Below are 19,324 nucleotides of genomic sequence, written 5' to 3'. Positions count from 1 at the left end.
ATACGTGCATCTGGGGTGCGATATTCTGCGCAATATAATTGCGCGAAGCGAAGCTATATAGCTCTGTTCTGTCGGAGCGGGTCCAATAATGTTCTGAAGGGGGACGTGAAAGTTGAAAATCGGAACGCCAAAAGAAGTGTTCGAAGGGGAAAATCGCGTCGCGATGACCCCGGACTCGGCGCTGCAATTGCAGAAGCTGGGTTACGAATGCGCCATCGAAAGCGGGGCAGGTGCGAATGCCGGCTTTTCGGATGCGGCTTATGAAGCAGCCGGCGTAGAGGTCATCAAGACCGCCGCCCAGCTGTGGAAATCCGCGGATATCGTTGCCAAGGTGCGTCAGCCCAACGAAACCGAGCTGAAGCGCCTGACCAAGGGCAAGACCCTGATCAGCTTCTTCAACCCGGCCGGGAACGAAGAAGGCATGGAGGCCGCCAAGTCCAAGGGCGCCAACGTGATCGCCATGGAAATGGTGCCGCGTATTTCGCGCGCCCAGAAGATGGACGCGCTGTCGTCGATGGCCAACATCGCCGGTTACCGCGCGGTGATCGAGGCGGGCAACAACTTCGGCCGCTTCTTCACCGGCCAGATCACGGCGGCGGGCAAGGTGCCCCCGGCCAAGGTTCTGGTGGTGGGCGCCGGTGTGGCCGGTCTGGCCGCGATCGGGACCTCGACCTCGCTGGGTGCGATCACCTATGCGTTCGACGTGCGGCCCGAAGTGGCCGAGCAGGTTGAATCGATGGGCGCCGAATTCGTCTATCTGGACTTCGAGGAAGAACAGCAGGACGGCGCCGCCACCGGCGGCTATGCCTCTGTTTCCAGCCCCGAATTCCGTGAAGCGCAGCTGGCCAAGTTCCGTGAACTGGCGCCCGAGATGGATATCGTGATCACCACCGCGCTGATCCCGAACCGCGAAGCGCCGGAACTGTGGACCGAAGACATGGTGAAAGCCATGAAACCCGGCTCCGTCATCGTCGACCTGGCAGCGGAAAAGGGCGGCAACTGCAAGCTGACCGTCGCGGATGAGAAGATCGTCACCGATAACGGCGTGACCATCATCGGCTACACCGACTTCCCCTCGCGCATGGCGGCACAGGCATCGACCCTTTACGCCACCAACATCCGTCACATGATGGCCGACCTGACCCCCGAAAAGGACGGTCAGATCGTGCACAACATGGAAGACGACGTGATCCGCGGCGCCACCGTGACCTTCGAAGGCGACATCACCTTCCCGCCGCCGCCGCCGAAAGTTCAGGCCATCGCGGCACAGAAGAAGGAAGCGCCGAAGGAACTGACGCCGGAAGAAAAACGCGCGAAGGAAGTGGCCGCGTTCAAGGCGCAGACCAAGTTCCAGGTTACGCTTCTGGCCGTCGGTGCGGTCCTGATGCTGATCGTCGGCGCCTTCGCTCCGGCCAGCTTCATGTCGCACTTCATCGTCTTCGCGCTGGCCTGCTTCGTGGGCTTCCAGGTGATCTGGGGCGTGTCGCATTCGCTGCATACGCCGCTGATGGCGGTGACCAACGCGATCTCGGGCATCGTGATCCTGGGCGCGCTGCTGCAGGTCGGGTCCGGCAACTGGCTGGTCGTGGTCCTGTCGGCCATCTCCATCCTCATCGCGACGATCAACATCGTCGGGGGCTTCATGGTCACCCGCCGCATGTTGGCGATGTTCCAGAAATCTTGATCGGAGGGAGCGGATAAATGAGCATTGGTATCGTCTCCGCCGCTTACATCGCGGCAACTGTTCTCTTCATCCTGTCTCTGGGTGGTCTGTCCGGTCAGGAAAGCGCCAAGCGCGCTGTCTGGTACGGCATCGTCGGCATGGCCCTGGCGGTTCTCGCCACGGTGTTCGGCCCGGGCATCGGCAACTACCTGATCGTGCTGGTCATGGTCGCGGCGGGCGCCTTTGCCGGTCAACTGGTGGCAAAGAAGGTCGAAATGACCGAAATGCCCCAGCTGGTTGCGGCGCTGCACAGCTTCGTCGGCCTGGCCGCCGTGTTCATCGGCTTCAACGCGCAGTTCGAAATGAGCCGCGTGGCCGAGATCATGGCAAACGCGCCCACCTCGCTGAACGAAACCGGGCTGCTGTCGTGGCTGCATGACCAGGGCATCGACGGGTTCGCAGGCAAGGTCGCGCACAAGACCGCGGTCGAGCTGAACATCCTCAAGGTCGAAGTCTTCCTCGGCGTGTTCATCGGTGCCGTGACCTTCACCGGGTCGGTCGTTGCCTTCGGCAAGCTGGCCGGCAAGGTGGACGGCAAGGCGAAGAAGCTGCCTGGCGGTCACTACCTGAACGCCGCTGCCGCACTGGGTTCGGTCGTGCTGCTGGTGATCTACTTCAGCACCGGCGCGCTGTGGCCGCTGCTGGTGATGACGCTGCTGGCCTTCTTCATCGGCTATCACCTGATCATGGGCATCGGCGGCGCCGACATGCCGGTGGTGGTGTCGATGCTGAACTCCTATTCGGGCTGGGCGGCATCGGCCATCGGCTTCTCGCTGGGTAACGACCTGCTGATCGTGACCGGCGCGCTGGTCGGCTCCTCGGGTGCGATCCTGTCTTACATCATGTGTAAGGCGATGAACCGGTCCTTCATCAGCGTGATCCTGGGCGGCTTCGGCGGCACCACCGGTCCGGCGATGGAAGTCGAGGGCGAACAGGTGGCGATCGACGCCGATGGCGTTGCTGCCGCTTTGGACGAAGCAGACAGCATCATCATCATCCCGGGTTACGGCATGGCCGTGGCACAGGCCCAGCAGTCGGTTTCCGAACTGACCAAGCGCCTGCGCGCCAAGGGCAAGAACGTGCGTTTCGCGATCCACCCCGTTGCGGGCCGTCTGCCGGGGCACATGAACGTGCTGCTGGCCGAAGCCAAGGTGCCCTATGACATCGTGCTGGAAATGGACGAGATCAACGACGATTTCCCGGATACCGACGTGGCGATCGTGATCGGCTCGAACGACATCGTGAACCCGGCGGCGCAGGAAGATCCGAACTCGCCCATCGCCGGCATGCCGGTTCTGGAATGCTGGAAGGCGAAGCAGGTCTTCGTGTCCAAGCGTGGTCAGGGCACCGGGTACTCGGGCATCGAAAACCCGCTGTTCTACAAGGAAAACACCCGCATGTTCTATGGCGACGCGAAGAAGTCGCTGGACGAACTGCTGACCAAGATCTCCTGATCCTGGTCGACGCGGAATTGAAAGGGCGCCCCTCGGGGCGCCCTTTTTCGTGTGGGCGCAGGGGGCTTCTAAGCCCAATCGCTCGGCGGTTGACCCGGATTGATGAGGTGCCGCACCGCGATTTCGCGGGACTGGACCTGTTGATCGGGTTGATCCCGATCAGCCCGGTAGCCGAAATTTCCGCTATGGCTTGGTAGGTTATTGCGCGTATGCGAAGGTATGCGTTCAACGCATTGAAAAGGATTGGTTTTTTATGCGGGCTGTGTCAGAAACGGGGAAAAGGATCAGAAAAGGCCGCGCCATGCTGGAAGATCACCCGCTTCGCTACGAATTGGCCAACGAATTGCACGCGCGACCCTTCCCGTCGCTCGACGTGCCCTGCACCGCGGCCTATCTGGCGATCAAGCGCACCGACGATGCCGCCGGACGGGACCGGCAGGCGGACCTGGATCACCTGCTGGCGCTGCTGGACCGCCACGGCGCGCCGCATCCCAAGCCGGGCGCGACGCATTATTCCGGCCAGATCGGGCGGCATCTGCTGAAATGGGAAAGCCATACCGAATTCGTGACCTATACCGCCTTTTCCAACACGCTGAGCGACCGGCCCTACGATCCGACGGATTTCGAGGTGTTTCCCTCCGATTGGCTGGCCGCCGCGCCGGGCGCGCGGGTCAGTTCAGCGCTGATCCGGGTGCTTGAGCGGCCCGAGCTGGACGCCATGCGCGACATGCTCGGCCAGTGGTTCGTGCCCGAAAGCCTGGCCGCGTCGCGGGTGCTGGACGATGCGGCGGTGATCGCCGGGGATTTCCGCATCGATCCGGCGGGGCACATGCGCTTTGCCGTCTTCGTCAATCCCGGCGCCGGCAGCCGCCGGGTGGGCCGGGTGGTGCAGCGCCTGTGCGAGATCGAAACCTACAAGAGCCTGTCGATGCTGGGCTTTGCCCGGGTCAAGCAGATGTCGGGCCGGATGGCCGAGCTGGACAATCAGCTGACCGGGTTGATGGACGAGATGAGCGCGGAAACGGCGCAGGCCGACCGCACCCTGGCGGGGCTGTTGTCGACCTCGGCCGAGCTGGAACACATGGTGGCGCGCAACGCCTTCCGCTTCGGCGCCACCGAGGCCTATGAGGCGATCGTGCACCAGCGGATCGAGGTGATGCGCGAACAGCGTTTCGACGGGCGCCAGACCTTCAAGGAATTCATGATGCGCCGCTATGACCCGGCGATGCGCACGGTGAAATCGACGCAGGGGAGGCTGGCGGCGCTGGCCGACCGGGCGATCCGGGCGGGCGAATTGCTGCGGACCAGCGTCGACGTGGAGCGCTCGGCGCAGAACCAGAAGCTGCTGGAAAGCATGAACCGCCGCGCCGATCTGCAACTGAAGCTGCAGAAGACGGTCGAGGGCCTGTCGGTGGTGGCGATCAGCTATTACGCGGTGTCGCTGGTGTCCTATGCGACCTATCCCCTTGCCGAACCGCTGGGGCTCAGCAAGGGGGAAATGACGGCCATCGTCACTCTGCCGGTTGTAGCGATCGTGTGGCTGATGATCCGGCGGATGACGCGGCACCTTCACTGAGCATCCGGCCGCTGATCCAACCGCCTGTGCCGATCGACAGCAGCGCCAGCACGGCGGCGATGGACAGGGTCGGCACGCCCGACAGCCCGGCGCCCACGGTGCAGCCGCCCGCCAGCACGCCACCCACGCCCATCAACACCGCCCCGGCCATGTAGCGGCCGGTCTGGCGCGGGGTCTCGAAGCTTTGCCAGCGGAATTCGCCGCGGATCAGCGCCGCGGTCGCAGCCCCCGCGATCACGCCGCCCCAGAGCCCGGTGCCGAAGGTGGGCGAGACCGCGCTGGACGCGATGCCCCAGAACAGGGTTTCGGCGGCGGGCAGGGTGAAGCTGAGGCTTTCCAGCGCGATGGGATCGAAATCGTCGTAGAGCACGTAACCGGTGACGGCCCAGCCCGAGGCCGCGATCAGACCGATGAACCCGGCCAGGACCAGGTGCAGCGGCCGCGCGCCGGAGCGGGCGGCCTGGGACAGCAGCAGCGCAGCCAGCACGACAGCGAGGATCGGACCGGCGCCGGGCAGGGCGGCGTTGTCCAGCGCCACGGTGTAGTTGCCAAGCGCACTGCGCAGCGGCGCCAGCACGCCCTTCAGCGTGGCATGGGCGGTGGTGGCGAAGACCACCAGCACCAGCAGCGCCCGCAGGTTGCCCGACCCGGTCAGCACGGTCAGCCGCGACACGCAGCCCCGGGTCAGCACCATGCCCGCCCCGAACAGCAGCCCGCCGATGGCGATGGCGGCGACGGGCAGGTCGGTGGCCATGAAGCGGTGATCGCCGAAGCCGATCCGCCCGTTCATCGCCATGAACTGGGTGCCGAGGATCGCCAGCGCCAAAGCGGTCAGCCAGACGCCTGCGGCCTCTCTGCGGTCGTCGCCCACCACGGCGCGGCGGAAGCAGAAACGGGTGATCTGCGCCAGCGCGCCGAACAGGGCGCCGAGGATCAGGCCCGCGTAAACGGCGGCCTGGGGCGCGGTCAGATTTTCAAAGCCAAAAGTTTCGAACATGGGAGCCCCCATTGGTTTGGAACGGAGGCACAGTTGGCGGAACGGATTTGGGAAATCAATCTTTCAAGGAGCGGATTGGAGGCGTGTTGGTGGAATAACGTTCTGCTCAAGGCGGGGCCGATGGAACGGTATCGTCCAACGCAGCCGCTGGCACGACAAAGGCCCGCAGGAAAACCTGCGGGCCTTGCCTTTGTTCTTATTTCGCTTTGATCGCCGCTCGGATCACCGCCCCCGGATACGCGGGTCCAGCGCATCGCGCAGGCCGTCGCCGAGGTAGTTCACGCTCAGCACCGTCAGCGAAATCGCCACGCCGGGCCAGAACACCCGTTCGGGATATTGCTGCAGGTAATCGGTGGCGTCGAACAGCAGCCGGCCCCAGGTCGGGAAATCCGGCGGAAAGCCAAGCCCGAGGAAGGACAAAGCGCTTTCGGTGATGATCGCGTTGGCGATGCCCAGCGTGGCCGAGACCATGATCGGACTCAGCACATTGGGCAGCACGTGGCGCAGGATCATCATCGTGTTGCGGGTGCCGATCGAGCGTGCGGCGAGAACGAATTCGCGTTCCTTCAGCGCCAGCACATCACCGCGCACGATCCGCGCGGTGGGCATCCAGCTGGTCACGCCGATGGCGCAGACGATCAGGATGAAGATCCCGGTTTCCGGCCCGAAGGCCTGGTTCAGCGCGTCGCGGAACAGCAGCACCATCACCAGCAGAAGCGGCAGCAGGGGCAGCGCCAGGAACAGGTCGGTCAGCCGCATCAGCGGCCCGTCGAGCCGCTTGAAGTAGCCTGCGACCACGCCAACAAGACTGCCCAGGAACAGCGCCAGCAGCATCGCGGTGATGCCCACCGCCACCGAGGTCTGACCGCCCGCCATCATCCGGGCCAGCGTGTCACGGCCCAGCTGGTCGGTGCCCAGAGGGTGGGCGAAACTGGGGCCCTGGTTGCGAGCGCGGATGTCGATATAGGTGGCGTCATAGGGCCAGACCAGCGGCCCGATGAACACCGCCAGCACGATCACCAGGAAGATGATCCCGCCCAGCAGCGCGCCGCGGTGGGTCTTGAACTGCTGCCAGACCGCGCGCCACTGGCTGCGCGGCGGGGCGACGGGGATCGGATCGGCCAGAGCACCGGCCGGGGTGGCGCCGCCTGCGGCGGGGATGACTTTTTCAGGAGCCTCAGTCATAGCGGATCCTCGGGTCCAGGATGCCGTAGAGGACATCAGCGATAATATTGAACAGCACGATCAGTAGCGCGAAGATGAAGGTCAGCGTCTGCACCATCGGCAGGTCGTTGGCCTCGATCGCGCCGATCAGCAGCTGGCCCAGCCCGTTCACCTTGAACACCTGTTCGGTGATGATCGCGCCGCCGAATACCTGCGGTGCGCCAAGCGCGATCACGGTGACCACCGGGATCATCGAGTTGCGCAGCACATGCACCAGCACCACGGCTTTTTCGCCCAGGCCCTTGGCGCGGGCGGTGCGGACGTAATCCTGGTTCAGGTTGTCGAGCATCGAGGCACGCATGAACCGGCTGATCTGCGCCGCGTTATACAGCGCCAGCACGAAGACCGGCATCGCCATCTGGCGCAGCTGGAACACGAAGCTGGACCAGTCGGTGACCTTGTGCGTGGTGTCGTAGATCGACGGGAACCAGCCCAGGTTGACCGAGAAGATCACGATCAGCAGAACCCCGGTGAAGAAGGTCGGTACCGAGAAGCCGACCATCGACACGAAGGTGCCGACCTGGTCGAAGATCGAATATTGCTTATAAGCGGAATAAATCCCGATCGGCAGCGCGATCAGCACGCCGATGATATAGGACATGCCGACCACCCACAGGGTCTGCGGCATCCGCTGGACGACGATATCCATCACCGGGCTGCGGGTCTGCCAGCTGAGCACGCGCAGCTTGCCTTCGGCCAAGCCGGTGCCGAAGATATTGTCGATCAGGATTTGCGGTTCGATCCAGAAGAACTGCACCAGCCATTTCAGGAAACGGATATGCACGGGCTGGCCCAGGCCAAGCGCTTCGCGCATCTTTTCTTTGACTTCGGGGGGAACGGTGAGGGGAACCTGCGCCATCGGGTCGCCTGGGGCGAGTTCGAGCAACAGGAAGATGACGAGACTGATGAACAGCAGTGTCGGGACGGCCAACACCAGTCGTCGGACGGTAAAGGTGAGCATATACGGAGGCCTTTGCGGCTTGGTCTTATTATCTGTCCGAGAGTAACACCGAACAGAGGGCCAGAAAAACCCCGGCCTTGGTCAGGCCGGGGTAAAAATGGTCCGAATTACTTAATCCGGTACCAATCTGCTGCATTCCACAGCTCCGAGTCCCAAGTGTTCAGCACGACACCGCCCAGAGTGTTGGAATGGGCCGACACGCGGCCACGGTCGACCAGCGGCACCACGACATAGCTGTCCTTGGTCAGCATCTCGTTCAGCTTCTTGGCGATTGCACCGCGTTCCGACAGGATGCCGGTCTTGCCGAGCTCGGCGACCAGTTTGTCATATTCGGGATCGCAGAAGCGGTTGATGTTTTCACCCTGCCACTGGCTTTCCGGTTTCGGTGCCTTTTCGCAGGTGTGCTGCGCCAGATAGGCTTCGGGGTCGGTGCCGTCGAAGTTGTTGGCGTACATTTCCACGTCGGCATAGAACTTCTGGAAGGTGTCGGGCGAGCCCGGGTCACCGCCGAAGAACACCGAACCCGAGATGTTGCGCAGCTCGGTTTCGACGCCGATTTCGCTCCACCACTGCTTGATCAGCGCCTGGAAGTCCTGGCGCACGGCATTGGTCGAGGTCTGGTACAGCAGGCTCAGCTTGACGCCGTCCTTTTCGCGGATGCCGCCGGCGCCGACTTTCCAGCCCGCTTCTTCCAGCAGCGCCTTGGCGCCTTCGATGTCCTGGGTCATGCAGTCGGTGTTGTCCGAGGCATACATCGCCGGGGCGGGGACCAGGTTACAGGTCGCGCGGCCGGCCTTGCCATACCCGATTTCCACCAGCAGTTCGCGGTCGATCGCCATCGACAGCGCCTTGCGGACGGCCAGTTCGGACAGCGCCGGGTGCGGATGCTTGGCGGTCGAACGCTCGCCCTCGGGCAGCGACGGCGACGGATCGGTCATGTTCATTTCGATCCGTTCCACCAGCGAACCGAAGGCCGCCACGGTCTTGCCCTTGCCGGCTTCTTCCATCTTGGCGATGACGTCGGGGGCCAGCTGCAGGTTCCAGGCGTAGTCGAATTCGCCGGTTTCCAGAACCGAACGGCCCGCCGCGGTGGCGTCGCCGCCGCCCTTGAAGGTCAGGGTGGCGAAGGCCGGCTTGGCCGGGTCGCGGTAGTTCGGGTTCGCTACCATCGAAATCACGTCATTGGGACGGAATTCGGTGACCGCGAAGGGGCCGGTGCCGATCGGGCCGAAGTTCGCGTCGGTGCATTCCGGGGCCTTGGCGCCCATGCAGTTTTCGAACTGCGCTTTCTGCAGGATGGGCGACTGGCCACCCATGAAGGCGCCATAGGGATTCGGCTTGGGTTCCGAGAAGTTGACCTTGACGGTCAGGTCGTCGATCAGGTCGATGCTGCTGATGCCTTCGAACTTGGCCAGCTGGGCGCAGCCGCCTTCGGGATGCATGCAGTAATCGGCGGTGAATTTCACGTCGGCCGAGGTCACGGGCGACCCGTCCGACCACTTCAGGCCCGGCTTCAGTTTCCAGGTGATCGAGGTCAGGTCTTCGGACACGCCGCCGTTTTCAACGGTGGGGATTTCTTCGGCCAGATAGGGAACCAGCGCACCGGTGGGGTCATAGCGGCCCAGCGGTTCGATCACCAGCGACGAGGATTCGATATCCTTGGTGCCGCTCGACAGATAGGGGTTCAGGATCGAGGGCGCCTGCCAATAGATAACATTGACATGGCCGTCCGATCCGCGCTCGGCGAATGCGGCAGGGGCCAGGGCGGTCGCAGCGACTGCGCCTAGCAAAACCGATTTAATTTTCATCTTCGTCTCCTTGTTGGGCGCGGAGTTATTCCCCGCTTTGCCACCGACAAGACCGCATAAGCCGCCCCGGCGATGGTTTTGATTCTGTCTGCGGAGGTGGGTCGGGACTGTTATTCACACAAGTTTATTGGTGAATTCGGCCCCGTCCGTTCCACGACTGAAGGCAGTTCAAACGTATTGTTTAAAAAATGCAAGGGGGCGGTCTGCTGACCCGGGGGCAGCGACGTTACCGGTTTGACACCGGGACGGACCTGTCTGTAGCGTCGTCGGGTAATGATCAAAAAATAGCGGGATGGGCGCGATGCTGGACCAACCGATCGCCAGGATCGAGAATTTACGGGTCGAATTTCAAACGAAAGACGGCCCCGTCGTTGGGGTTGAGGATGTTTCCTTCAACGTGAATCCCGGGGAAACCGTCTGCATCGTGGGCGAATCCGGGTCCGGCAAATCGGTGTCGAGCCTGTCTTTGATGCGGCTGGTGGAATTCGGCGGCGGTGAAATTGCAGGCGGTCGGCTGATTTTTGACCGAAAAGATGGCGAAGAGCTCGATCTGTCGAAAACCGACCAGAATTTGATGCGCACCATCCGCGGCAACGAAATCGGCATGATCTTCCAGGAGCCGATGACGGCGCTGAACCCGGTCTTCACCGTTGGCCGGCAGCTGACCGAGGGTCTGCGCCTGCACAAGGGCATGACCCGCGACGAGGCCGAGGCGCGCGCGCTGGAACTGCTGAAACAGGTGCGTATCCCGGAACCGGAACGGCGGCTGAAGCAATATCCGCACGAACTGTCGGGCGGCATGCGGCAGCGGGTGGTGATCGCGATGGCGCTGGCCTGCGAACCGCGGCTTTTGATCGCGGACGAACCGACCACCGCCTTGGATGTGACGATCCAGGCGGAAATCCTGGCGCTGATGGACCGGCTGAAGCGCGAAACCGGCACCGCGGTGATGTTCATCACCCATGACATGGCGGTGGTGGCGCAGATGGCCGACCGCGTCGTGGTCATGTTCCGCGGCAACAAGGTCGAAGAAGGCACGGTCGAACAGATCTTCGAGAACCCGCAGCACGAATACACCAAGGCGCTGCTGGCCGCGGTGCCCAAGCTGGGCGAAATGACCGGCAAGCCGCTGCCCGAACCGATGAAGCTTCTGGGCCGCGAACAGGGAGAGATCAAGCCCATTCCCGGCACCGACGAGCCGTTGCTGACGGTGAAGAACCTGGTGACCCGGTTTGCGGTCAAGGGCGGGTTCTTCCGCCGCACCATCGCCAATGTGCACGCGGTCGAGGATGTGTCGTTTACCCTCAACAAGGGCCGCACCCTGTCGCTGGTCGGCGAATCGGGCTGCGGCAAGTCGACCTGCGGCCGCTCGATCCTGCGGTTGGTCGAACCGATGTCGGGGCAGATCGACCTGGACGGCACCGACATCATGGCGCTGGATCACGGTCAGCTGCGCGATGCGCGGCGCGACATGCAGATGATTTTCCAGGACCCGTTCGCCTCGCTCAACCCGCAGATGCAACTGGGCGCGGCGGTGGCGGAGCCGATGAAGAATTTCGGCACCCATTCGGGCAGCGAACGCGAAGACCGCGTGGCGATGCTGTTCGACCGTGTCGAATTGCCGCGCAGCTTCATGCGCCGCTATCCGCACGAACTGTCCGGCGGCCAGCGGCAACGCGTCGCCATCGCCCGCGCCCTGGCGCTGAACCCGAAACTGATCATCGCGGACGAAGCGGTTTCGGCGCTCGACGTGTCGGTGCAGGCGCAGGTGCTGAACCTGATGATGGAACTGCAGGCCGAGCTGGGCCTGTCCTTCCTGTTCATCAGCCATGACATGGCGGTGGTCGAACGGGTCAGCCACGACGTGGGCGTGATGTATCTGGGCCGGATCGTCGAAATGGGGCCGCGCCAGGCGGTGTTCGAAAACCCGCAGCACCCCTATACCCAGGCGCTGATGAAGGCGGTTCCGATCGCCGATCCCCGCACCCGCAAATCCGAACGCGAGCTGAATTTCAAACCGATCCCGTCGCCGATCCACCCGATCGGATACGAGGCCGCCCCGTCGGAATATCAAGAAGTAAGTCCGGGTCACTTCGTGCTGACCACGGACAGTGGATACTGAGGTCCCAAAATGCCCGCGCGATTATCGCCCTATGAGATCATGGAACGGCTTGTCGCCTTTCCAACCGTCAGCCGTGACACCAACCTTCCGCTGGTGGACTGGGTCGAGGAATACCTGAACAGCCACGGCATCACCGCCCATCGTTTTTACAACGAAGACAACGAAAAGGCCGCGATCTTCGCCCATGTCGGGCCCGAGGAAGAGGGCGGCATCGTGTTGTCCGGCCATACCGACGTGGTGCCGGTGGACGGCCAGCCCTGGGCGTCGGACCCGTTCACCGTGGTGGAACGCGACGGCAAGTATTACGGCCGCGGCTGCTGCGACATGAAGGGTTTCGACGCGCTGTCGATCTGGGCCCTGGTCGAGGCCAAGTACAAGGGCGTGACCCGGCCGCTGCAACTGGCGCTGAGCTATGACGAGGAAGTCGGCTGCACCGGCGCGCCGCCGATGATCGAACGGATGCTTGAGGTCCTGCCGAAGGCCGCGACGGTGATCGTCGGCGAACCTTCGGTGATGCAGGCGGTGACGGCCCACAAGGGCGGCCGCGCCTTCTGGGTGCATATGCACGGGTTCGAGGTGCACAGTTCCATCATGCACACCGGCGTCAACGCGATCATGTATGGCGCCAAGCTGATCGAATGGGCCAACCAGGTGAACGCCGACAACATGGCGCGCGACCCGTCGGATGTCGCTTCGCTGTTCGAACCGCCCTGGACCACGCTGCATGTCGGCCAGATTTCCGGCGGTACCGCCCATAACATCACCGCCAAGGATTGCGAATTCGGCGTCGATTTCCGCATCCTGCCGGACGAAGACCCGGAAATGTGGCGCGAACTGTTCCTCGCCAAGGTCGCCGAGGTCGAGGCCGAGATGCAGGCGGTGGTGCCTGAAACCCGGATCGAGATCATCGAGAAATTCGGCCTGCCGGGCCTGGCCCCGGAACAGCAGGGCGAGGCCGAGGCGATCGCCCGCGCGATCACCGGCGACAACGGCAATCACGTGGTCAGCTACGGCACCGAGGCCGGGCATTTCCAGGCCGCGGGATATTCCGCCGTGGTCTGCGGGCCGGGCAATATCGCACAGGCGCACCAGCCCGACGAATACATCACCGTGGCCCAGTTCAACGCCGGGCACGATTTCATGAAACGCCTGCTCGACAGGCTGTAAGGGGGTCGCTATGCCGATCAAGAACCGCTTCGCCGAAATGCATGGTGAAATCACCGAATGGCGGCATGATTTCCATCAACACCCCGAAATCCTGTTCGACGTGCACCGCACCGCCGGCGTGGTGGCCGAAAAGCTGCGCGAATTCGGCTGTGACGAGGTGGTCGAGGGCATCGGCATCACCGGAGTCGTCGGCGTCATCAAGGCGGGGACGTCGGACCGGGTGATCGGGCTGCGCGCCGATATGGACGCGCTGCCGATGGATGAAATCACCGGGCTCGATTACGCCTCCAAGACGCCGGGCGCGATGCATGCCTGCGGCCATGACGGCCACACCGCGATGCTCTTGGGCGCGGCCAAGTACCTGGCCGAGACGCGCAATTTCGACGGCACCGTGGTGCTGCTGTTCCAGCCGGCCGAAGAAGGCGGCGGTGGCGGTCTGAAGATGGTCGAGGACGGCGCGATGGACCGCTGGAACGTGCAGGAAGTCTACGGCCTGCACAACATGCCCGGCACGCCGGTAGGCGAATTCGCCATCCGTCCCGGGCCGATGATGGCCTCTGCCGATGAATTCGACATCAAGGTGACCGGCAAGGGTGGCCATGCCGCCGTGCCGCATGAGGCGGTCGATACCACGCTGGCGGCGAGCCACGTGGTGGTGGCGCTGAATTCCATCGTGTCGCGCAATGTCGACCCGGTGAAACACGCGGTGCTGACCGTGGCGACCTTCCTGACCGAAAGCGACACCCAGAACGTGATCCCGCAGACTGCCAAGCTGCGCGGCACGGTGCGCTGCTTCGACGCCGATGTGCGCGACCTGATCGAGGAACGGCTGACCGCCGTGGCCAAGGCCACCGCCGAGGCCTATGGCGCCACCGCCGAGGTCAATTACCATCGCGGCTACCCGCCGACGGTGAATGCCGCCGAGCAGACCCAATACGCCATCGAGGCCGCCGAGGCGGTCGGGACCAAGGTCGATGCCGATACCCCGCCGATCATGCCGGCCGAGGATTTTTCCTACATGCTCGAAGCGCGCCCCGGCGCCTATATCTTCCTGGGCAACGGCGATACGCCGATGTGCCACCACCCTGCCTATGATTTCGACGATGCCGCGATCCCGCTGGGATGCAGCTTCTTCGCCGAACTGATCGAACGCCGCCTGCCGCGCGCCTGAAGAAAGAAGGACCAGTATTATGCCCGTTAAGAACCGTTTTGCAGAATTGCAGGATGAAATCACCGTCTGGCGCCGCGACCTGCACGAACACCCCGAAATCCTTTACGATACCCACCGGACCAGCGCCATCGTCGCCGAGAAGCTGAAGGAATTCGGCTGTGATGAAGTGGTGACCGGCATTGGCCGGACCGGCGTCGTGGGCGTGATCAAGGGCAAGGAAACCGGATCGGGCAAGGTGATCGGGCTGCGCGCCGACATGGATGCGCTGCCGATCCTGGAACAGACCGGGCTGGAATACGCCTCGAAAACCCCCGGCGCGATGCATGCCTGCGGCCATGACGGTCACACCGCGATGCTGCTGGGCGCGGCCAAGTACCTGGCCGAGACGCGCAATTTCGACGGCACCGTGGTTGTCATCTTCCAGCCCGCCGAAGAGGGCGGCGCCGGCGGCAAGGAAATGTGCGACGACGGGCTGATGGACCGTTGGGGCATCCAGGAAGTTTACGGCATGCACAACTGGCCGGGCCGCCCGGTGGGCAGCTTCGCCATCCGCCCCGGCGCGTTCTTCGCCGCAACGGATGTGTTCGAAATCGAATTCGAAGGTGTCGGCGGCCACGCCGCGAAACCGCATGAAACCGTCGACACCACGGTAATGGCGTCGCAGGCGGTGCTGTCGCTGCAGACCATCGCCAGCCGCAATGCCGATCCGGTCGATCAGGTGGTTGTCTCGGTGACCTCGTTCGAAACCTCGTCGAAGGCGTTCAACGTGATCCCGCAGCGGGTGACGCTGAAGGGCACCGTGCGCACGATGAGCGCCGAAATGCGCGACCTGGCGGAAAAGCGGATCGGCGAGATTTGCAACGGGGTGGCGGCGACCTTCGGCGGCACCGCCAAGCTCGATTACCACCGCAATTACCCGGTGATGGTGAATGCCGAGGACCAGACCGATTTCGCCGCCGAGGTGGCCCGGTCGATCAGCGGCCAGTGTGACGAGGCACCGCTGGTGATGGGCGGCGAGGATTTCGCCTTCATGCTGGAAGAACGCCCCGGCGCTTATATCCTCGTGGGCAACGGCGACACGGCGATGGTTCACCATCCTGAATACAACTTCAACGACGACGCGATCCCGGCCGGGTGTTCCTGGTGGGCCGAAGTTGTCGAAAAACGGATGCCGGCAGCCTAAGGCCGGAGGGGCGAAATCTGACGCAGGTTTCGCCCCGTTTTCCGATTGCGGAAAACGCTGACTAGCGCGAGGCCAAGGCGGCGATATCTTCGAACAACCGATCCGCCTCGGCCTGCGCTTTCGTGCGGAAGGCGCGGATCAGGCGCAGTTCATCTTCGGAAAATGGTGCCGTTTCGGGGGGCGTTTGCAGCGCGTCCTCGCCCACGATCCGCGATGCATCCATCCCGGCATCGCGCAGCAGCCGTTCGATTTTCGAGGCATTGGAACTTAGCGCCAGGAACGGCGTTTCCACCAGCATCGACAGGCAGATCGCGTGGAACCGGCCGGTGATGTGCAGCTCGGCCCCGGCGACTTCACGCAAATAGGCGGCTTCATCAGGTGCCATCTCGAAGCGGGGGGCGCGCAGCGGCATCACCCCGTTGTAGAGCCGGTACAGTGCCCCGCGTGCCAGCGCCCCGATCAGCGGCAGGGTCCAGATGCGGCCGCGCAGCGTCTTGGTCGGGATGAACCGCGCGCCGGGCAGGGCCTGTGCCGCCCGCGCCAGCACCCGGCGCTTTTCGAACCGCACGGAATCGCCGACGAGGATGCCGTGGCGAGGCAGGGGGGCGACATCGGCGGGGGCCGACAGCGACAGGTCGGGCAGCCAGCGCACCACCTTGCACGCCGCCGCCTGCATCGCCTGCGCGCTGTCGCTGTCGCGCGCCGCGATCAGGTCGATGTCTCGCAGGTAGGTGCCCCAGTCATCGGGGTTGTCTTCGTAAAGCGCGTTGATCAGGGCGATGGGTTTGCCTGCGCGGGCCGGGTGCTGCGCGATCTTCAGCAGCTTCTCGCCATCCGGCTTGCCGTGATGGAGGGTGCCTTCGCCGTTGATCACGATCACATCGGCCTCGGCCAGCGCTGAAAGGAAGGCTTCGTCCTGATCCCAGTCGTTGCGCGCGGCGCTGCGGGCGATCACCTCGACCCCGTGCTTTTGCAGACCGCCAACCAGCAGCCGCATCACCCGGGCGCAGCCGTGATGGTAGCGGGTCGCGGTGTCGTTCATCACAACGGCTTTGAGCATGGGCGGGTCCGTCCGGTTGTTCGCGCGGGCGACCCTAGGCGGCGGCGCCGGGATGGGCAAGCAGCAGCGCGCGCAGAAGCGCCCGGGTTTCCTCGGCGATATGCTGCTTGTCGGCCATGAAGGCGCGGGCGGCGGCCTGCCGCGCGGGCAGGTCCGGGGCTTCCAGCCAATGCAACACGGCATGGCCCAGTTCGGCGCCATCCGGCACCTGATGCGCGATCCCGGCATCGGCCATTTCGGCATAGCTTTCGGCGAAATTCGCCACATGCGGCCCGTGCAGCACCACCGCGCCGAATTGCGCCGGTTCGAACGGGTTGTGGCCGCCCTGTTTCCCGAAGGAGCCGCCGAGGAAGACAACGGGCGACAGGCTCAGGAACGCGCCCATCTCGCCCAGCGTGTCGGCGAGATAGAGCTGGGTGTCGTCGGTGACCGTCTGGGATTTCGACCGCTGCGCCCATCGCATCCCGGCCATTTGCGGCAATGCCGCGATCTCAGCCGCCCGTTCGGGGTGGCGCGGCATCAGGATCAGCAGCAGGTCGGGACGTTCGTTCAGCGCCGCCGCATGGGCGGCCAGGATTTCGGGCTCGTCCTCGGCATGGGTCGAGGCGGCGATCCAGACCGGGCGGGTACCTGTTGCCTGTTGCAGATCGGACAGGGCGGCGGCATCCACCGGCGGCGGCAGCAGCGCAGCTTTCAGATCGCCGGGCACATGCGGGCGGGCGGGGGGGACGCCAAGACTGCGCAGCTGATCGGCCGCCGCTTCATCCTGCGCGGTGATCAGGGCGAACCGGTCCAGCAGTGCGGCAGAGGTGCGCGGGGTCCTGGCGCGGCTTTTCGAAAAGCGGGTGTTGATCAGCGCCATCGGAATGCCGCGCGCCGCGCTGCGCAGCACCAGCCGAGGCCACAGATCGCTTTCCACGAAACAGGCCATGTTGGGCGCCCAGTGGGTGAGGAATCGGTCGACGGCGGCGGCGCTGTCGACGGGCAGATATTGGTGAATCGCACCTTCGGGCATCCGCTGGGCGGCCAGATCGGCAGCGGTGGTGGTGGCGGTGGTGAACAGCAGGTGCGAGCCCGTGTCGGCAGCCAGATCCCCGGCCAGTTTCAGCACCGACAGCAATTCACCGACCGAGGCCGCGTGAAACCAGATCAGCCGTCCCTCGGGGCGTTGCGCCGTCGCCCGGCCCAGCCGTTCGCCGAAACGCCCCGGATCGCCGCCCTGTTTGACATGCGCCTTGCGCGCGGCGCGGGTCAGCAGCCCAGGCGCCAGCGCGGTCAGCCCCAGGTAAAGCCGCATCAGGCCGCTGATACGTATCATCCGCCGGTGTGGCTCATGTGGCGGGACATCTTGCCCGACACTTCCTGCCGCGAATAGTCGAAATCGTGGCCCTTGGGTTTCATCCCGATGGCCGCCCGGATCGCCGCTTCCAGCGGGGCGTCGTCACCGGGGTGATCGCGCAGGGCGGGGCGCAGGTCCTGCATGCCTTCCTGGCCCAGACAGGTGTAAATCTCGCCGGTGCAGGTCAGCCGCACCCGGTTGCAGCTTTCGCAGAAATTATGCGTCAGCGGCGTGATGAAGCCGATTTTCTGGCCGGTTTCTTCCAGCCGCACATAGCGCGCCGGACCGCCCGAGCGTTCGGCCAGATCGGTCAGGGTGTAGCGTTCGGCCAGCTGCGCCCGCAGATCGCTGAGCGGCCAATACTGATCCAGCCGGTCTTCGTTGCCGATGTCGCCCATCGGCATGACCTCGATAAAGGTCAGGTCCATGTCGCGCGATTTGCACCACTCGACCAGGTCGAACAGTTCGACGTCGTTGAAGCCCTTCAGCGCCACGGTGTTGATCTTGACCCGCATGCCGGCCTTTTGCGCGGCGTCGATGCCGCGGATCACCTGCGGCAGGCGGCCCCAGCGGGTGATGTCGGCGAATTTCGCCTCATTCAGCGTGTCGAGCGAGATATTGATCCGCCGCACCCCCGCCGCCCACAGGTCGGCGGCGTATTTTTCCAGCTGCGATCCGTTGGTGGTCAGCGTCAGTTCCTTCAGCGCGCCGCTGTCCAGATGCCGGGTCATGGCGTTGAAGAAGGTCATGATGCCGCGCCGCACCAGCGGTTCGCCCCCCGTTATGCGCAGCTTTTCGACGCCCAGCCCGATGAAGGTGGAACACATCCGGTCCAATTCCTCCAGCGTCAGCAATTCCTTCTTCGGCAGGAAGGTCATGTTTTCCGACATGCAATAGACGCAGCGGAAATCGCAGCGGTCGGTAACGGACAGGCGCAGATAGGTGATGGCGCGCTGGAAGGGGTCTATCAGGGGCGTTTTCATGGTGCAGAACCTAGGGGCGGAAAGCCGCCGCGACAAGGGCGGATGTGATTGATCGCTGCGCCGAAAGGTCGTAGCGTGAGCCCATGAAACAGCTTGCCCTGATCCTTCTGCCCGCTTTCGCCCTGTCGGCCTGTACCGACGTCCCGCTGCTTGGCACGCCGCCCTGGCAACGCGCACCGGTGAGCGAGCCGCGCCCCGTGATCGGCGATCCGCTGCCTGCCCCCGACGCGGTGCAGGTCACGTCGCTGGACCAGCCCGCCCAACCGCCACAGCCCGGCGCATCGGGAATTCTGGGCACCACGGTGGCATCGCTGGGCGATCCGGCGCGCGATGGGTTCTGGATCGAAACGCCGCTGGTGTCGGCGCCGGGCCGGGGCCGGGTGCGCTATCCGGCCAACGGGCGCGAGGTGAAGGTCGACCTGATCCCGATCCAGGGGCCGGTCACCGCCGGCAGCCGCTTGTCGCTTGGCGCGATGCGCCTGCTCGACGCGCCGGTGGCCGGGTTGCCCGAGGTCGAGGTTTTTCTGGACTGATTTGAGAGCGGGCGAAATCTGAG

General features: G+C 64.2%; 15 protein-coding genes. 8 read left to right on the top strand and 7 right to left on the bottom strand.

Features of this window, described 5'->3' with window-relative positions; all coding sequences use genetic code 11:
- Window positions 1-112: 112 nt before the first annotated feature.
- The 3 genes from GR167_RS04505 (at window position 113) to GR167_RS04495 (ending at window position 4,753) form a co-directional block, all read left to right on the top strand.
- On the top strand, window positions 113-1,684 hold the full coding sequence (locus GR167_RS04505) for a Re/Si-specific NAD(P)(+) transhydrogenase subunit alpha (protein WP_160972240.1): 1,572 nt from the start codon (window positions 113-115) through the stop codon (window positions 1,682-1,684).
- 17 nt (window positions 1,685-1,701) lie between these two features.
- The gene (locus GR167_RS04500) at window positions 1,702-3,177 is read left to right on the top strand and encodes an NAD(P)(+) transhydrogenase (Re/Si-specific) subunit beta (RefSeq protein WP_160972239.1); all 1,476 of its coding nucleotides are present in this window, start codon (window positions 1,702-1,704) and stop codon (window positions 3,175-3,177) included.
- A gap of 301 nt (window positions 3,178-3,478) precedes the next feature.
- A complete protein-coding gene (locus tag GR167_RS04495; protein WP_160972238.1) occupies window positions 3,479-4,753 on the top strand; it encodes a DUF3422 family protein in 1,275 nt (424 codons plus the stop codon).
- Here the strand turns inward: GR167_RS04495 and GR167_RS04490 are convergent.
- The 4 genes from GR167_RS04490 to GR167_RS04475 all read right to left on the bottom strand — a co-directional run bounded on the left by GR167_RS04490 (window position 4,689) and on the right by GR167_RS04475 (window position 9,743).
- A complete protein-coding gene (locus GR167_RS04490) occupies window positions 4,689-5,750 on the bottom strand; it encodes a YeeE/YedE family protein (RefSeq protein ID WP_160972237.1) in 1,062 nt (353 codons plus the stop codon). The two genes, GR167_RS04495 and GR167_RS04490, sit on opposite strands and share 65 nt — an antisense overlap.
- Window positions 5,751-5,972: 222 nt before the next feature.
- Entirely contained in the window at window positions 5,973-6,935 is a 963-nt protein-coding gene (locus GR167_RS04485; RefSeq protein ID WP_160972236.1) for an ABC transporter permease, read from the bottom strand.
- Window positions 6,928-7,935, bottom strand: a complete 1,008-nt coding sequence (locus GR167_RS04480; RefSeq protein ID WP_160972235.1) for an ABC transporter permease — start codon at window positions 7,933-7,935, stop codon at window positions 6,928-6,930. Before GR167_RS04480 ends, GR167_RS04485 begins: the two co-directional genes overlap by 8 nt.
- Before the next feature lie 107 nt (window positions 7,936-8,042).
- Window positions 8,043-9,743: a peptide ABC transporter substrate-binding protein gene (locus GR167_RS04475; protein WP_160972234.1), complete on the bottom strand. Its 1,701-nt coding sequence runs from the start codon at window positions 9,741-9,743 to the stop codon at window positions 8,043-8,045.
- 301 nt (window positions 9,744-10,044) lie between these two features.
- On the opposite strand from GR167_RS04475, the gene GR167_RS04470 reads away from it, so the two are divergent.
- The 4 genes from GR167_RS04470 to GR167_RS04455 are packed head-to-tail and all read left to right on the top strand — an operon-like array spanning window position 10,045 to window position 15,386.
- Window positions 10,045-11,865 (top strand): ABC transporter ATP-binding protein, encoded by a 1,821-nt coding sequence (locus tag GR167_RS04470; RefSeq protein WP_160972233.1) that lies wholly within the window; start codon window positions 10,045-10,047, stop codon window positions 11,863-11,865.
- 9 nt (window positions 11,866-11,874) lie between these two features.
- On the top strand, window positions 11,875-13,032 hold the full coding sequence (gene argE, locus GR167_RS04465; protein ID WP_160972232.1) for an acetylornithine deacetylase: 1,158 nt from the start codon (window positions 11,875-11,877) through the stop codon (window positions 13,030-13,032).
- A gap of 10 nt (window positions 13,033-13,042) precedes the next feature.
- Window positions 13,043-14,203 carry a M20 aminoacylase family protein gene (locus GR167_RS04460; RefSeq protein WP_160972231.1) on the top strand — a complete coding sequence of 387 codons (1,161 nt, stop codon included), beginning with the start codon at window positions 13,043-13,045 and terminating at the stop codon, window positions 14,201-14,203.
- A 19-nt stretch (window positions 14,204-14,222) separates the two neighbouring features.
- Window positions 14,223-15,386, top strand: a complete 1,164-nt coding sequence (locus GR167_RS04455; RefSeq protein WP_160972230.1) for a M20 aminoacylase family protein — start codon at window positions 14,223-14,225, stop codon at window positions 15,384-15,386.
- Between the two features lie 61 nt (window positions 15,387-15,447).
- On the opposite strand, the gene GR167_RS04450 is transcribed toward GR167_RS04455, so the two are convergent.
- Genes GR167_RS04450 through moaA form a run of 3 tightly spaced genes read right to left on the bottom strand, consistent with a single transcriptional unit; the run spans window position 15,448 to window position 18,768 of the window.
- Entirely contained in the window at window positions 15,448-16,446 is a 999-nt protein-coding gene (locus tag GR167_RS04450) for a polysaccharide pyruvyl transferase family protein (RefSeq protein WP_160972229.1), read from the bottom strand.
- A 34-nt stretch (window positions 16,447-16,480) separates the two neighbouring features.
- Window positions 16,481-17,764 carry a 3-deoxy-D-manno-octulosonic acid transferase gene (locus GR167_RS04445; protein ID WP_160972228.1) on the bottom strand — a complete coding sequence of 428 codons (1,284 nt, stop codon included), beginning with the start codon at window positions 17,762-17,764 and terminating at the stop codon, window positions 16,481-16,483.
- Window positions 17,761-18,768, bottom strand: a complete 1,008-nt coding sequence (gene moaA / locus GR167_RS04440) for a GTP 3',8-cyclase MoaA (protein WP_160972227.1) — start codon at window positions 18,766-18,768, stop codon at window positions 17,761-17,763. The genes GR167_RS04445 and moaA overlap by 4 nt, the downstream gene beginning before the upstream one ends.
- Before the next feature lie 83 nt (window positions 18,769-18,851).
- Between moaA and GR167_RS04435 the strand changes: the two genes are divergently transcribed.
- Window positions 18,852-19,301: a hypothetical protein gene (locus GR167_RS04435; protein WP_160972226.1), complete on the top strand. Its 450-nt coding sequence runs from the start codon at window positions 18,852-18,854 to the stop codon at window positions 19,299-19,301.
- The last annotated feature ends 23 nt before the right edge of the window (window positions 19,302-19,324 follow it).

Origin of the sequence: Thalassovita mangrovi, from assembly GCF_009857745.1 — a bacterium.
GTDB classification, from domain to species: domain Bacteria; phylum Pseudomonadota; class Alphaproteobacteria; order Rhodobacterales; family Rhodobacteraceae; genus Thalassobius; species Thalassobius mangrovi.
Note: the sequence above shows the minus strand (reverse complement) of the source record. Positions and strands in the feature narration are given on the sequence as shown.